Source organism: Patiriisocius sp. Uisw_017, from assembly GCF_047731265.1.
Taxonomy (GTDB): domain Bacteria; phylum Bacteroidota; class Bacteroidia; order Flavobacteriales; family Flavobacteriaceae; genus Patiriisocius.
On the sequence record NZ_CP159835.1, the window covers coordinates 1951544 to 1967152 of the forward strand.

At 36.6% G+C, this 15609-nt stretch carries 10 protein-coding genes and 1 riboswitch; all 10 genes read left to right on the forward strand.

Features of this window, described 5'->3' with window-relative positions:
• Window positions 1-4: 4 nt before the first annotated feature.
• Window positions 5-1507, forward strand: a complete 1503-nt coding sequence (gene ilvC / locus ABXT67_RS08915) for a ketol-acid reductoisomerase (RefSeq protein WP_415373671.1) — start codon at window positions 5-7, stop codon at window positions 1505-1507.
• Window positions 1508-1560: 53 nt separating this feature from the next.
• A complete protein-coding gene (gene ilvA / locus ABXT67_RS08920; protein ID WP_415373672.1) occupies window positions 1561-2823 on the forward strand; it encodes a threonine ammonia-lyase IlvA in 1263 nt (420 codons plus the stop codon).
• Window positions 2824-3086: 263 nt separating this feature from the next.
• Window positions 3087-3215, forward strand: a riboswitch (SAM riboswitch).
• A 114-nt stretch (window positions 3216-3329) separates the two neighbouring features.
• The gene (locus ABXT67_RS08925) at window positions 3330-4625 is read left to right on the forward strand and encodes an O-acetylhomoserine aminocarboxypropyltransferase/cysteine synthase family protein (RefSeq protein ID WP_415373673.1); all 1296 of its coding nucleotides are present in this window, start codon (window positions 3330-3332) and stop codon (window positions 4623-4625) included.
• Window positions 4626-4655: 30 nt separating this feature from the next.
• Complete coding sequence (locus ABXT67_RS08930; protein ID WP_415373674.1) at window positions 4656-5675, forward strand: alpha/beta fold hydrolase; 1020 nt, start codon at window positions 4656-4658, stop codon at window positions 5673-5675.
• Window positions 5672-6811: an aspartate kinase gene (locus ABXT67_RS08935; RefSeq protein WP_415373675.1), complete on the forward strand. Its 1140-nt coding sequence runs from the start codon at window positions 5672-5674 to the stop codon at window positions 6809-6811. Before ABXT67_RS08930 ends, ABXT67_RS08935 begins: the two co-directional genes overlap by 4 nt.
• A gap of 84 nt (window positions 6812-6895) precedes the next feature.
• Entirely contained in the window at window positions 6896-7927 is a 1032-nt protein-coding gene (locus ABXT67_RS08940; RefSeq protein ID WP_415373676.1) for a homocysteine S-methyltransferase family protein, read from the forward strand.
• Window positions 7928-8065: 138 nt separating this feature from the next.
• Window positions 8066-10834, forward strand: coding sequence for a methionine synthase (gene metH, locus ABXT67_RS08945; protein ID WP_415373677.1), 2769 nt, complete (start codon window positions 8066-8068; stop codon window positions 10832-10834).
• A 140-nt stretch (window positions 10835-10974) separates the two neighbouring features.
• Window positions 10975-11931: a methylenetetrahydrofolate reductase [NAD(P)H] gene (gene metF, locus ABXT67_RS08950; RefSeq protein ID WP_415373678.1), complete on the forward strand. Its 957-nt coding sequence runs from the start codon at window positions 10975-10977 to the stop codon at window positions 11929-11931.
• A 317-nt stretch (window positions 11932-12248) separates the two neighbouring features.
• Window positions 12249-14687 carry a bifunctional aspartate kinase/homoserine dehydrogenase I gene (gene thrA / locus ABXT67_RS08955; protein WP_415373679.1) on the forward strand — a complete coding sequence of 813 codons (2439 nt, stop codon included), beginning with the start codon at window positions 12249-12251 and terminating at the stop codon, window positions 14685-14687.
• A complete protein-coding gene (locus ABXT67_RS08960) occupies window positions 14687-15607 on the forward strand; it encodes a homoserine kinase (protein ID WP_415373680.1) in 921 nt (306 codons plus the stop codon). Before thrA ends, ABXT67_RS08960 begins: the two co-directional genes overlap by 1 nt.
• Window positions 15608-15609 lie beyond the last annotated feature (2 nt).

The following is a 15609-nucleotide window of genomic DNA, read 5'->3' on the forward strand; positions in this document are numbered from 1 at the left end:
AACAATGAGCAATTATTTTAACACGCTATCATTAAGAAGTCAATTAGAGCAATTAGGGAAATGTCGATTTATGGACGCTTCAGAATTTCAAGAGGGCGTAAGCATATTAAAAGGTAAAAAAATAGTCATTGTAGGTTGTGGGGCACAGGGTCTAAACCAAGGTTTAAATATGAGAGATTCTGGATTAGATATTTCTTATACATTAAGACAAGTTGCTATGGATGAACAAAGACAGTCTTTTAAAAACGCAACCTCTAATGGTTTTACTGTTGGCACCTACGAGGAATTAATTCCTACAGCAGATTTGGTGCTAAATTTAACTCCAGATAAGCAACACACACATGTAGTACAGGCAGTTATGCCTTTAATGAAAAAAGGAGCGACCTTATCTTATTCTCATGGGTTTAATATTGTTGAAGAAGGAACAAAAGTGAGAGAGGATTTAACCGTAATTATGGTTGCCCCAAAATGTCCAGGAACAGAGGTTAGAGAAGAATACAAAAGAGGTTTTGGTGTGCCAACATTAATTGCGGTGCATCCAGAAAATGATCCAGAAAACAAGGGTTGGGATCAGGCAAAAGCCTATGCTGCTGCAACCGGAGGGCATCGTGCCGGTGTGCTCCAATCCTCTTTTGTCGCTGAGGTTAAAAGCGATTTAATGGGTGAGCAAACCATCTTATGTGGTTTATTGCAAACAGGAGCAATTTTATCTTTTGATAAAATGGTCGCCGAAGGCATAGAAGCTGGCTATGCTGCAAAGCTCATTCAATTTGGTTGGGAAACTATTACGGAAGCTTTAAAACAAGGTGGAATAACAAATATGATGGATAGATTGTCTAATCCCGCCAAGTTGAAAGCGCAAGAATTATCGCAAGGATTAAAAGATATTATGCGCCCATTATTTGAGAAGCATATGGATGATATTGTTTCAGGACAATTCTCCAAAACCATGATGGAAGATTGGGCAAATGATGATGTAAATTTATTAAAATGGAGAGCAGAAACTGGAGAAACAGCATTTGAAAAAACAACCCTGACGAATGAGCATATTCCCGAACAAGAGTATTTTGATCATGGAGTTTTATTAGTTGCTTTTGTTAAGTCTGGTGTAGAATTGGCTTTCGAAACGATGGTAAGCGCCGGAATTATTGAAGATTCTGCATATTATGAGTCACTTCACGAATTGCCATTAATTGCAAATACCATTGCAAGAAAAAAATTATTTGAAATGAACAGGGTGATTTCAGATACTGCTGAATATGGTTGTTATTTATTTGACCACGCCTGTAAGCCTTTGTTAGTTAATTTTATGAAAACAGTTAAAACCGATATTATTGGCAAGCCCTTTTCAACGAAAAATGGAGTAGATAATATTGAGTTAATAGCAGTAAATGATGCTATAAGAAATCATCCCATTGAAGCAGTAGGTCAGCGCCTAAGAGCTGCAATGACTGCGATGAAAATTATAAAATCTGATGCAAAAACAGTTGATTCAGTTTTAGATTAATACTGAAATAGTACAATCCGACAATAAAAATAAACACAAGATTTCCGCAATCAATGCAGATACAAACCACATATTTCCCAACATTAGAGGCAATAGAAGCTGCTGCAAAAAAATTAAAGGGGGTTGCTTCAATTACACCTTTAGCACAAAATGTGCAGTATTCAAAAGCGTTTAGTTGTAATGTTCTATTTAAACGTGAAGACTTACAGGTCGTACGTTCTTATAAAATTCGTGGAGCTTACAATAAAATGTCTTCACTTTCTGAAGTCGAAATTGAAAAGGGAATTGTCTGTGCCAGTGCGGGAAATCACGCACAAGGCGTAGCTTTATCTTGTAAATTATTGAAGATTAAGGGGACTATTTATATGCCTACTCCCACACCAAATCAAAAAATAGAACAAGTACAAATGTTTGGAGAAAAGTATATTAATATTGTTTTAGAGGGCGATTCTTTTGACGATTCATATCATGCAGCGATGTTAGAATGCGAGCGATTAAATAAAACATTCATTCATCCCTTTAATGATAAAAAAGTAATTGAAGGTCAGGCAACGGTTGGTTTAGAAATTTTAAACCAGTCCAATGTGCCAATAGACTATGTGTTTGTTGCTGTAGGTGGTGGTGGATTGGCATCAGGATTATCGGCTGTTTTTAAAAATTTATCTCCAAACACTAAAATTATTAGTGTGGAGCCAAAGGGTGCGGCGTCTATGTTAACTTCTATTAGGAATAATAAAAATATTGAGTTGGAATCCATAGATAACTTTGTTGATGGAGCGGCGGTTAAACGTGTTGGTGATTTAAATTTTGCGATTTGTAAAGAGACATTACATCGTGTTGTAGCGGTGGATGAAGGTAAGATTTGTCAAACTATTTTAGAATTATATAATAAAGATGCTATTGTTGTCGAGCCTGCTGGAGCTTTGAGTCTTTCTGCTTTAGAGCAGTTTTCAGAAGAAATTATAGGGAAAAATGTAGTCTGTATAATTAGCGGGAGCAATAATGACATTACGCGTACTGCAGAAATTAAAGAGCGCGCGCTCCTTTATGCGAATCTAAAACATTACTTTATTATAAAATTTCCTCAACGTGCTGGTGCATTGAGAGATTTTGTTGTTGACATTTTAGGACCAACAGATGATATAACACATTTTGAATACACTAAAAAAGCAAACCGCGAGAATGATGTGGCTGTTGTTGGTTTAGAATTAAAGTCGCCTAATGATTTAGCCCCGTTAATTTCAAAAATGAAACTTTATAATTTTTATGGGGATTACTTAAATGATAAACCAGATCTGTTTCAGTTTTTAGTTTAAAACTAGCTCTAACGATGCTTACATTTGTTCGCAGAAAAGCCCTCTCAACAGCGGTTTCAAAGATTTTGTAGTTTTAAATAGGAATCATTTTCATTGTTATTCGATGTTTTGTATAATAAAATCTACAATTACACAGTATCAAGGATTATTTTTCTTTAAAGCATTGCTTAATGATATTTTTATAGAAAAATAATCCTTTTGAGGTGGTTTTGTAAATTATTTTTCATGATCTTTGTATTCACAAAGTTCCAAACTTTATTGAAGTGTTATCAAGAAAGGTGGAGGGATTAGACCCTTTGAAGCCTTAGCAACCCTCGTTGTAAGTCCGCTATATGGCGGTGTCGAGAAGGTGCTACATTCTACAATGATTTTTAATCAGCGATAGATAACGACAACCCAATATCTTTTCAAGGTATTGCAGTCAATTCTTATAACATTTTTCTAAAATTAATTATTAATAGATCTCGCTGCCAAATAATGAGCGGAGTCAAAGTAAAATTAGAAAAATGAGTACACAAAAATTCGCGACTAAAGCGTTGCACGCGGGACACGATGTCACACAAACAGGAGGGACAAGAGCGGTTCCTATTTATCAATCTACAGCATATGTTTTTGATGATTCAGACGACGCGGCAGGACGATTTAATTTGTCGGTGCCGGGATTTATTTACACACGTTTAAACAATCCAACCAATGATATTTTAGAACAACGCCTGGCGGCATTAGAAGGAGGACTTGCTGCAGTGGTTACAGCATCTGGAACAGCCGCTATTTCTACAACATTACTAACACTTTTAAAAGCAGGAGATCATATCGTAGCTTCTAGTAGTTTGTATGGAGGCACCTATAATTTGTTAAGTGTGACCTTGCCTCGACATGGGATTACAACAACATTTGTAGATCCATCAAATCCAGAAAATTTTAATAAAGTAGTTCAAGAAAATACACGAGTGTTCTTTGTTGAATCTTTGGGAAACCCTAAGCTTGATGTTCTTGATATTGAAGCTATTTCAAAAGAAGCCAAGACATACAAAGTACCGTTAATTGTTGATAATACAGTGGCGACACCTTATTTGCTCAACCCCATTGAATATGGTGCAAATATTGTCATTCATTCACTAACTAAATACATCAATGGAAACGGAACTGCCTTAGGAGGTGTCATTATAGATGCAGGAACTTTTGATTGGACAAACGGAAAATTTTCAGAATTCACAGAACCTTCAGCAGGATACCATGGATTAGTGTATAGCGAAACGATAGGTGCAGCAGCTTTTATAGCTAAAGTAAGAATTGAGGGCCTTCGCGATTATGGAGGTGCTTTGAGCCCATTTAATGCCTTTCAGATCATACAAGGTTTAGAAACCTTAGAATTGCGTATTAAAAAACACAGTGAAAATGCATTGGCATTGGCTACTTGGTTACAAGAACAACCAGAAGTTAATTGGGTTAATTATCCTGGTCTAGAAACAAGCCCCTATAAAGAACTCGCTAAAAAATATTTACCGGAAGGGCAAAGTGGTATTGTAACCTTTGGTGTTGAAGGTGGATATGATTCAGCAAAAACAATCGCAGACACTACAAAGTTATTTTCCTTGTTAGCTAATATTGGTGATACAAAATCACTTATTATCCATCCTGCAAGTACGACGCACCAGCAATTAAGTGATGAAGCGCAAGAAACCACGGGCGTTACTAAAGATTTAATTCGGCTGTCTGTAGGTATTGAAAATATTGAAGACTTAAAAGCTGATTTAAAAGAAGCCCTTGCAGTCGCTAAGGATAAGATACTTCAAAAATAAAAATAGTACAATCTTCATTACTCCTTAAAAATGGAACAATTACAATATATAAAAATAGCTGCATACAGAACGGAAAGCGGTAAGACAATCAGCATAACCTTGTCTTACCAGACTTTTGGCAAAACGTTGGGTGATGCGCCAATAGTCCTTGTTAATCATGCGCTTACTGCTAACTCCACTGTAATTGGAACTTCTGGATGGTGGAATGATCTTATAGGAAAAGGCAAATGTATCGATACTGAAATGTATACCATTTTAGCTTTTAATGTTCCAGGAAATGGCTTTGATGAAAGGCCTGAAAATGCAATTGAAAATTATAAAGATTTTAATGCTAGAGATATCGCAAAACTATTTTTATTAGGATTAGAACAATTAGAAATTGACACCCTTTTTGCAGTTATAGGAGGCTCTACAGGCGGAGGAGTTGCTTGGGAAATGGCCGCTATTAAATCAGAATGCATAGAACATTTAATACCGATAGCTGCAGATTGGAAATCAACAGATTGGTTGATTGCCAATTGCCATATTCAGGATAGTATTTTAAATAATTCAATACATCCATTATTTGATGCTAGACTGCACGCAATGACACTATATAGAACACCAGAATCGCTGACTCAAAAATTTCAAAGAACGAAGAAAGAACAAGACTTATTTAATATCGAAAGTTGGCTTAATTATCACGGGAACGCACTAACAAATAGGTTTCAATTGTCAGCTTATAAACTGATGAATCAAATATTAAGAACAGTAGATATTACAAGAGGTAGAGAAAGTTTTTTAGAAATAGCATCCAAGATATCTTCTAACATTCACATTATTACTATCAATTCAGATTTGTTTTTTAAAACAGAAGAAAACTGGAAAACATATGAAGAGTTAAAACCAATAAAGGACAATGTAACGATTAATGAGATTAAATCTATTCACGGTCACGATGCTTTTTTAATAGAATTTGACCAGTTGACAACCATGTTAAAACCAATCTTTCAGAAAAAAAAAGACCCTTTAGATCTATTTAATAACAACTGCTTGAAAACGTATATATGAGTGTGGCTAAAGAGATAACACAGCAAAAAACAAACCTATATTCCTTAAAAAAAACCGATGTTAATATAATTGCTTTAGGTCACGGATTAGTGGGAGGAGCATTAATCAAACAAATTTTAGCGAAGCAAGAATCCTTATTAGAACGTAAAGATCTTAATGTGAAGATTATTGCCGTGGCAAATTCGACTAAATTGCTTTTAGCGCCAAACGGAATCAAAAGAAATTGGCTATCAGAAAAGCAAGTGTATGGAACACAATATTCAGTGCAAACGCTTATAGATTTTGTAGCATTGCACCATTTTGAGAATGTAATTGTTGTTGATAATACAGCAGATGATGGCATTGTTAACGAGTATACCACTTTTGTGAAAGCTGGATTTCATTTAGTATCGTCAAACAAAAAAGGCAACACACAATCCTTATATTTTTATAATAATTTACGTCAAACACTACATGTAAATAATAAAAAATATTTGTATGAAACTAACGTTGGAGCTGGGTTGCCGCTTATTGACACCATTTCATTATTGCATGCTAGTGGAGAAAATATCACCAAGATAAGAGGTGTTTTTTCGGGCTCGTTGAGTTATATTTTTAATGCGTTTGGCAATGGTAATCTGTCTTTTAGTGAGGTGCTTGGTCGCGCTGTTAAAAAAGGGTTTACTGAGCCAGATCCACGCGAAGATTTAAATGGTAATGATGTGGCTAGAAAGCTATTAATCCTTGCAAGAGAATTAGATTTACACAACGAATTGGAAGATGTGAAGGTTGAAAGCTTGGTGCCAGAAAGTTTGCGAAATAGCGCAAAGGAAGAATTTTTAAACGCGTTAAATCAACTAGATATTCCCTTTAAAATTAAAAAAGTCAATTGTCCTAAAGATAAAGTGTTGCGTTATGTAGCAGAGCTTTCTGGTAACCTTTCAAAAAACGACGGTGCTGTCTTAGAAGTTAAGTTGGTTCCAGTTTTGAGGAATTCAGCTATCGGACAGCTTAGTGGAAGCGATACGATTTTTGAAATTTACACTAAAAATTATGGTAAAAACCCAATTGTAATTCAAGGTGCAGGTGCTGGAGCAGAGGTGACTGCGAGAGGTGTATTTGGAGATATTTTAAGATTGAGTTCCAAGTTGAATTAATGATTAAAAAAAAGTCGTGATTCGTATTCCTTGCAGAGAGGGAAGCGAACGATCGCGAGTCTTATTAGGAACAATGAATAAAATATGAAGAACACCAATAAATTAAACCAAGCAATTGCCCAAAGAATCCTTGTCTTAGATGGCGCAATGGGTACTATGTTGCAACGCTATAATTTTAGCGAAGAAGATTTTAGAGGAGAACGTTTCAAAGAATTTCACACATCCGTAAAGGGAAATAATGACTTGCTTTCTATAACGCAACCCAAAGCAATTGCAGAAGTGCACGCCAAGTATTTTGAGGCAGGAGCAGATATTGTGGAGACGAATACATTTTCAGCAACCACAATTGCCATGGCAGATTATGATATGGAAGATCTCGTCTACGAACTCAATTTTGAAAGTGCTAAAATTGCAAGGAAAGTGGCAGATGCTTTTACGGCAAAAGAGCCACACAAACCTCGTTTTGTTGCTGGCGCAATGGGTCCTACAAACAAAACAGCGAGCATGTCACCAGAGGTGAATGATCCTGGCTTTAGAGCTACTTCTTTTGAGGAATTGCGAAAAGCATATAAGCAACAAGCGGAGGCGCTATTGGACGGTGGTGTAGATATCCTTTTAGTGGAAACTATATTTGATACGCTAAACGGAAAAGCAGCATTATTTGCTATTGAAGAAGTGAAAGAGGAACGGAATATCGAAATACCAATCATGGTGAGTGGCACTATTACAGATGCTTCTGGAAGAACTTTATCTGGTCAGACTGCGGAAGCCTTTTTAATCTCAATTTCACATATTCCTTTATTAAGTGTTGGATTTAATTGTGCCTTAGGAGCAAAACAATTAACACCTCACTTGGAGGTGCTGGCTAGGAAGTCTGATATGGCAATTTCAGCATATCCCAACGCAGGTTTACCAAATGCTTTTGGGGAGTACGATGAAAGTCCTGAGCAAATGGCAGCCCAAATCCGAGAATATTTAGATAAAAAGTTAATCAATATTATAGGTGGATGTTGCGGTACAACGCCACCTCATATTAATGCAATTGCTGAAATGGCAAAGGAATATAAACCAAGACAATTGGAGTTAATCTCAAAATCGGAACCCCTTTTTAGCTAAGAAAAGGACATCTTTTGAAGTCAAAAATGAAATCGAAATCGAAATTAAAATATATTAAAAGCTCACCAACAGAGCTCTCTCCTTCAAAGGGCGCTAGAGCGGCTGCTCGTTAGAGTAAGCAACAACGAATCAAAATCAATGTCAAAAAAGAAAGAAACGAAAAATACTAATACTACGAAGGCGAAAGTTCTCAAGCTCTCAGGCCTTGAACCTTTAGTAATAACCCCAGAAAGTAACTTTATCAATGTTGGTGAACGTACTAATGTGGCTGGGTCCCGAAAGTTTTTACGTCTTATTAAAGAAGATAAATTTGAAGAGGCCATAGCTGTAGCGAGAGAGCAAGTAGAAAATGGAGCGCAGATTATAGACATCAATATGGACGACGGTCTCATTGATGGTAAAGAAGCGATGGTTCGGTTTTTAAACCTGATTATGGCAGAGCCCGATATTGCACGTGTCCCCATTATGATAGATAGTTCAAAATGGGAAATTATTGAAGCTGGACTTCAAGTGGTACAGGGAAAATGCGTGGTAAATTCTATTAGTTTAAAAGAGGGCGAAACTCAATTTATTCACCAATCAAAACTAATTAAAAGATACGGCGCGGCCGTCGTTGTTATGGCTTTTGATGAAGTTGGCCAAGCAGATAATTTTGCTCGCCGTTGCGAGATTGCAAAACGCTCTTATGATGTTTTAGTCAATCAGGTTAATTTTGCTCCTGAAGATATTATTTTTGATCTCAATATTTTCCCAGTGGCTACGGGTATGGACGAGCATCGTAAAAATGCAGTAGATTTTATCGAGGCTACACGCTGGGTAAAAGAGAATCTTCCCTATTGCAATGTGAGTGGTGGAGTGAGTAATGTGTCGTTTAGTTTCCGCGGAAACAATCCAGTGCGGGAAGCAATGCACTCTGTGTTTCTATACTACGCTATAAAAGCAGGAATGAATATTGGGATTGTCAACCCATCAATGTTAGAGGTGTATGACGAGATCCCAAAAGATTTACTGGAGCGCGTTGAAGATGTAGTGCTGGATAAGAGAGAAGACGCAACAGAGCGTTTGTTGGAATTCGCCGAAACTGTTATCGGTACTGCAAAAGAAAGTACTAAAGATGAATCTTGGCGCGAAGAGCCATTACAAAACCGAATTACCAGAGCACTTGTTAAAGGTGTTGATGAATATATTATTGAGGATGTAGAACAGGCACGGCAGGAAGCTACTGCCCCTATTGAAGTAATCGAAGGTAATTTGATGACAGGAATGAATGTGGTAGGTGATCTTTTCGGAAGCGGAAAAATGTTTCTGCCGCAGGTGGTTAAAAGTGCGCGCGTAATGAAAAAAGCAGTTGCCTATCTAGAGCCGTATATCGAAGAAGAAAAGAAAAAAAATCACGCTTTAAATTTGTTGACAGATAAGGATGCAAAATTACAACAAGTAGGAGCAGGAAAAATATTAATGGCTACGGTAAAAGGGGATGTTCACGATATTGGGAAGAACATTGTTTCAGTGGTTTTGGCCTGCAATAACTATGAAATTGTCGATTTAGGCGTAATGGTTCCACCAGAAAAAATAATTGCAGAGGCAAAAGCGCATCAAGTAGATATTATTGGTTTGAGTGGTTTGATAACTCCCTCTTTAGATGAAATGGTTTTTTTGGCAAAAGAAATGCAACGTCAAGATTTTAAAGTGCCTTTACTCATAGGAGGTGCTACCACGAGCAAAGCGCACACAGCAGTAAAAATAGACCCGCAATATAAATGTGCAGTGGTGCACGTAAATGACGCGTCACGCGCAGTTACAGTGGTTGGTAATTTACTACAAAAAGAAAAAAAAGAAGGCTACAAAACTGCATTAAAAGAGGACTATGCGCTGTTTAGAGATAAGTTTTTAGGACGTCAACGCACTAAGGAATACCTGACTATTGAAGCTGCTAAAAAAAATAAATTTAGCATTGATTGGTTGCAGACTGAGGTTTCAAAACCTAATGAGCTTGGCGTCCAAATAGTAGCTGATTTTGATATTACATTACTGCAACCATTTATTGACTGGTCGCCCTTTTTTAGGAGCTGGGATCTTCATGGGAGATATCCAGATATTCTCAAAGATGAGGTGGTAGGCGCTCAAGCTACAGAGCTTTTTGAAGACGCTCAGGTTATTTTAGAAAAAATAATTTCAGAAAAACTATTAAAAGCAAAGGCAGTCTTTGGACTCTTTGAGGCAAATACAATTAATGACGACGATATAGAATTGAATTACAATTTTAGCTCGAACGCTGCCGATAACTCTAATAAAAACCCAATTTTTAGAACCCTGCGCCAGCAATCTAAAAAAGCAATAGGACGTCCTAACATAGCCTTGGCAGATTTTATTGCGCCAAAGGAAACAGGAATAAAGGATTTCATAGGTTGTTTTTGTGTTTCTACGGGCTTTGGCACTAAAGAACTCGCAGATAAATATGAAAAAGAGCTTGACGATTATAATGCTATTATGGTAAAAGCTTTAGCCGATAGATTGGCGGAAGCGTTTGCTGAATATTTGCATAAAGAAGTAAGAACTAAACATTGGGGATATGCTGTTAATGAAACATTAACCAACCAAGATTTAATCAAAGAAAGTTACAAAGGAATACGGCCAGCACCGGGGTATCCAGCCTGTCCAGACCATTTAGAGAAAGAGACCATTTGGGAGGTGTTAAAAGTGAAAGAAAACATAGCGGTGGAATTGACTGAAAGCCTTGCAATGTGGCCAGCGGCTTCAGTGTCAGGGTATTATTTTGGAAACCCTGAAGCGCGTTATTTTGGTTTGGGTAAAATTAAAGAAGATCAAGTGGAAGATTTCGCAAAGCGGAAAGGAATTTCAGTAGAAAAAGCAACCAAATGGTTGGCACCTAACATTGCAGACTAAGAATCGAATTTGAAGATGAATACGAAAAATAGCATGAGTGACACGAAAATATTGAATAATCAACAGATTGCATCAGAGTATAACAAAAAAGCAAAGAAGATTAATAAAAGAAAAGTCCGTGTACTCAGCGGAGCCGAAGTATGAAAGTAACAGAACACATAAAAAATGCGAACGGGAAAACTCAATTCTCTTTTGAAATTTTGCCGCCTTTAAAAGGTCAAAATATAAACCAGATATTCAAAAATATTGATCCTTTAATGGAATTCAAACCTCCATTCATAGATGTTACCTATCATCGGGAGGAATATATATACAAAGAATTGGAAAATGGTTTGTTGCAAAAAAAAGTGGTGCGTAAACGCCCTGGAACCGTAGGGATTTGTGCAGCAATACAAAACAAATACCAAGTAGATGCGATACCGCATATTTTATGTGGTGGTTTTACTAAAGAAGACACAGAAAATTTTCTGATTGATTTGGGGTTTTTAGGGATTGATAATGTGATGGCTTTGCGAGGGGATGCTGTTAAAAGTGAAACCTATTTTGCGCCTGAGAAAGAGGGTCATTCATATGCAAGTGATTTGGTCGAACAAATTTCAGAATTAAATAAAGGTCAGTATCTAGATGCTGAAATTCAAAATCAGGCAGAAACTAATTTTTGTATTGGGGTCTCAGGGTACCCAGAAAAGCATATAGAGGCGCCTAGTCTTGATAGTGATATTCATTTCTTAAAAAAGAAAATTAACAATGGCGCTACCTATATAGTAACACAAATGTTTTTTGATAATTCCAAGTACTTTGCCTTTGTGGATAAATGTCGATCCGCAGGAATTACAGTACCTATTATACCTGGTCTTAAGCCTTTTGCTACAAAAAAACAACTCAATTTAATTCCGCATCGTTTTAGTCTTGAGTTGCCAGATACTTTAATTGTTGAGGTAGTGAAGTGCAAAAACAATGCTGCTGTTCGTGAATTGGGGGTGGAGTGGTGTTTGCAGCAAAGCAAGGAACTTATTGCTGCTGATGTGCCTTTTCTACACTATTATTCTATGGGGAAAAGTGATAATATTTATGCGGTAGCGCAATCGCTATTTTAGGGGTTTAGCAATAAATGGAGATTGGTATAATTTTTTAAGTTTTGAATAGTTTGTATTTAAAAATGAAATTGGATTTCTTTTTTATAGAAAGTAAGGTTGCGATTTCAAAGTTGAAAAATGTTTATGAAGCTGATTAAAAGGATTTAAATTAGATTTGGAAAACTCGAATACTTTTTTGATATTTACAGTATAATGATGGATAAATTTACAATTACGATAATTACAACGCTACCCATTTAGGTAAGGTTGTATGTTGTCTTTTAGATATGTAGCCTTTCTTTTTTTAGAAAGGTTTTTTTATTATAATAATTAAGCAAATGAAAGTATTAAAATTTGGTGGCAGTTCTGTCGCAACTGCAGATAGCATTAAAAAGGTTTGGAATATCGCAATAGAAGCCGCAAAAAATGACAAAGCGATCATTGTGGTCTCTGCATTTGGAGGTGTTACAGATTTATTGCAGCGCGCTGGTGAACAGGCAAACCTAAAAGATGAAACCTATCTAAAAACGTTGAGTTTAATCTCAGAACGTCACCATGCAGAGGCAACACAATTAAAATTGTCTGACACTGCTATCAATCATTTGGAGGATTTATTGGAGCAATTAAAAAATATTTTACAAGGTATTTACTTAATCAACGAGTTTTCTGATAAAACAATAGATAAGGTGCTGAGTTATGGAGAACTATTGTCTGCTTTCCTTATTTCTGAAATGAGCAACATTCAAGATATTTCGGTTTCATTTAAAGACAGTCGGGAATTATTAAAAACAGATGTCAATTTTACGCGAGCGGATATTTTACAACCTACAACAGATACTTTGATTCAAGAATATTTTCGGAGTGATATATCGCAATTAACAATTATGCCGGGTTTTATTTCAAGCACGGTCAAAGGGGAAACGACAACTTTAGGAAGAGGAGGCTCAGATTACACAGCAGCAATTTTAGCGGCTGCGCTTGATGTTAAAATACTAGAAATATGGACTGATGTAAGCGGCATGTATACTGCAAATCCTAAACTTGTCGCGCAAGCATATGCCATTCCAGAAATTTCATACCACGAGGCAATGGAATTATCTCATTTTGGCGCAAAAGTATTATACCCTCCTACTATAGTGCCCTTGTTGCAAAAGAATATTCCTATAATGATCAAAAACACTTTTGAACCTTTAGAAGGAGGAACTCTTATTACTGACTCTTCTCATAGCAAGAAAAAACCAGTAAAAGGAATAACGCATTTAAGTAACATTGCGCTGCTTACTCTGGAGGGGAATGGAATGGTAGGAATTCCAGGAATCTCAAAACGACTTTTTGAAGCCTTATCTGCGGTGAAGGTGAATATCATTTTAATTACACAAGCATCATCTGAACATTCTATTTGTGTAGCCGTTGATGCCGTTGATACTGAACGTGCATCAACAGCGATTGATACAATGTTTAAATATGAAATAGCCAGCCAAGAGCTACAGCCTACTATTGTGGAGCATGATCTCGCAATCATTGCAGTAATAGGTGATGGGATGAAAAATCATCAAGGTATTAGCGGTGATATGTTTAGTGTTTTAGGTAATAATAATGTGAATATTCGCGCGATAGCACAAGGGGCTTCAGAGCGAAATATTTCTGCAGTAATTGCTAAAAAGGATGTGACTAAAGCATTAAACGTATTGCACTATCGCTTTTTTGAGAAACAGATAAAAACCATAAATCTTTTTATTGTAGGTGTAGGAAATGTAGGTGCTCGATTACTTGCTCAAATTGCACAGCAACAGGCTTATTTACTGGCGCATTTAATGTTAAAGATAAACGTGGTGGGTTTGAGTAATTCTCGCAAAATGCTTTTTGATTCGAACGGCATATCTTTAGATAACTGGCAAGAGCAATTAGATAATGGTCAGTCAAATAAAGACGATGCTTGGTTCAAAAGCATTTGCGAGCTCAATTTGGCTACTAGTGTTTTTGTTGATATTACTGCGAATGACACGGTAGCGGCCGGTTATGGTCGTTATTTAAAACAAAGTATCGCCGTAGTGGCTTGTAATAAAATTGCAAGTTCTAATAACTTCTCGAATTACAAAGAATTAAAAGAATTGTCTAAAAAATACCATACGCCTTATTTATTTGAAACCAATGTTGGGGCTGGTTTACCAGTTATTAACACCCTTAATAATTTGATAAATTCTGGTGATCAGGTTACTGAGATCCAAGCAGTACTTTCAGGAAGTCTTAATTTTATATTTAATAATTTTAATAAAGAACGTTCTTTTTATGATGTGGTTCTTCAAGCGCAACAGGAAGGCTACACAGAGCCTGACCCACGAATTGATTTGAGTGGAGTAGATGTCGCAAGAAAAATCGTCATTTTAGCAAGAGAAAGTGGTTATGAGATAGAAATGGATGAGATAGAAAACAAGTCCTTTTTGTCAAATTCTGGTAATAATGCAGATAGTGTACCCCAGTTTCTAGCAACACTAAAGACAGATGCGGCGCACTATGAAGCATTATTTAATAAGGCGGAAGGAAATAGTAGCCGGTTAAAATATGTAGCGTCATTAAAAAATGGAAAAGCAAGTGTTGGTCTTCAAGAAATTCCAAAATCACACCCGTTTTATAATTTAGATGGTAAAGATAATATTGTGTTATTTTACACAAATCGTTATGTGGATCAACCATTGATTATTAAAGGAGCTGGAGCTGGAGCAGATGTAACGGCTTCAGGGCTTTTTGGAGATATTATTAGTTTAAAAAATGTATAGTGGATAAGATAAAAATTTTTGCACCAGCTACCGTAGCGAATGTTTCCTGTGGTTTTGATGCAACGGCATTTGCGCTAGAAAATCTGGGCGATGAGATGGCGTTCACAAAAAATACTAGTAAGAATGTAACGATTTCAAAAATAGAGGGCGCTAAGCTACCCTTTAAAACCAATAAGAACGCGGCGAGTTTTGTTGCAGATGTGATGTTAAAAGAAAGCAATGCAGACTTTGGAGTGGCTATAGAAATCAATAAAAAATATAAACCAGGAAGTGGATTAGGCAGCAGCGCAGCCAGTAGTGCAGGAGCTGCATTTGCTATAAATGAGTTACTAGGATCACCGTATTCTAAAACCGAACTCACAAAATTCGCTATGCTTGGCGAAGAAGTTGCTTGTGGATCGCAAATAGCTGACAATGTTTCAGCAGCAATTTTTGGAGGATTTGTGCTGGTGCGATGTTATGACCCCCTCGATATTATTGCAATACCAACACCCGTTGATTTATGCGTAACCATATTACACCCGCAAATTGAGTTGCTAACAGAGGAAGCTCGTACTGTTTTGCCTGAAAAAGTACCCTTAAAAACAGCGGTTGCACAGTGGGCAAATGTAGGCGGTTTGATAAGCGGGCTCCATACGTCAGATTATGATTTAATTGCTCGATCTGTGCAAGATTATATTGTAGAACCCTTGCGCAAAAAAATGATTCCTCATTTTGATGCTGTAAAAGAAGCAGCGCTCTCAAATGGTGCGCTGGCAGTTGGTATCTCTGGTTCTGGCCCTTCCATTTTTATATTGTCAAAGGGGGAGTTACAGGCAAACTATATTGAAAAGATAGTAAACAAAACATATCAAAATAAAGACATTAAATTTATAACCTATGTTTCAAAAATAGGGAGTGAAGGTGTTAGGAAAATTTAAAA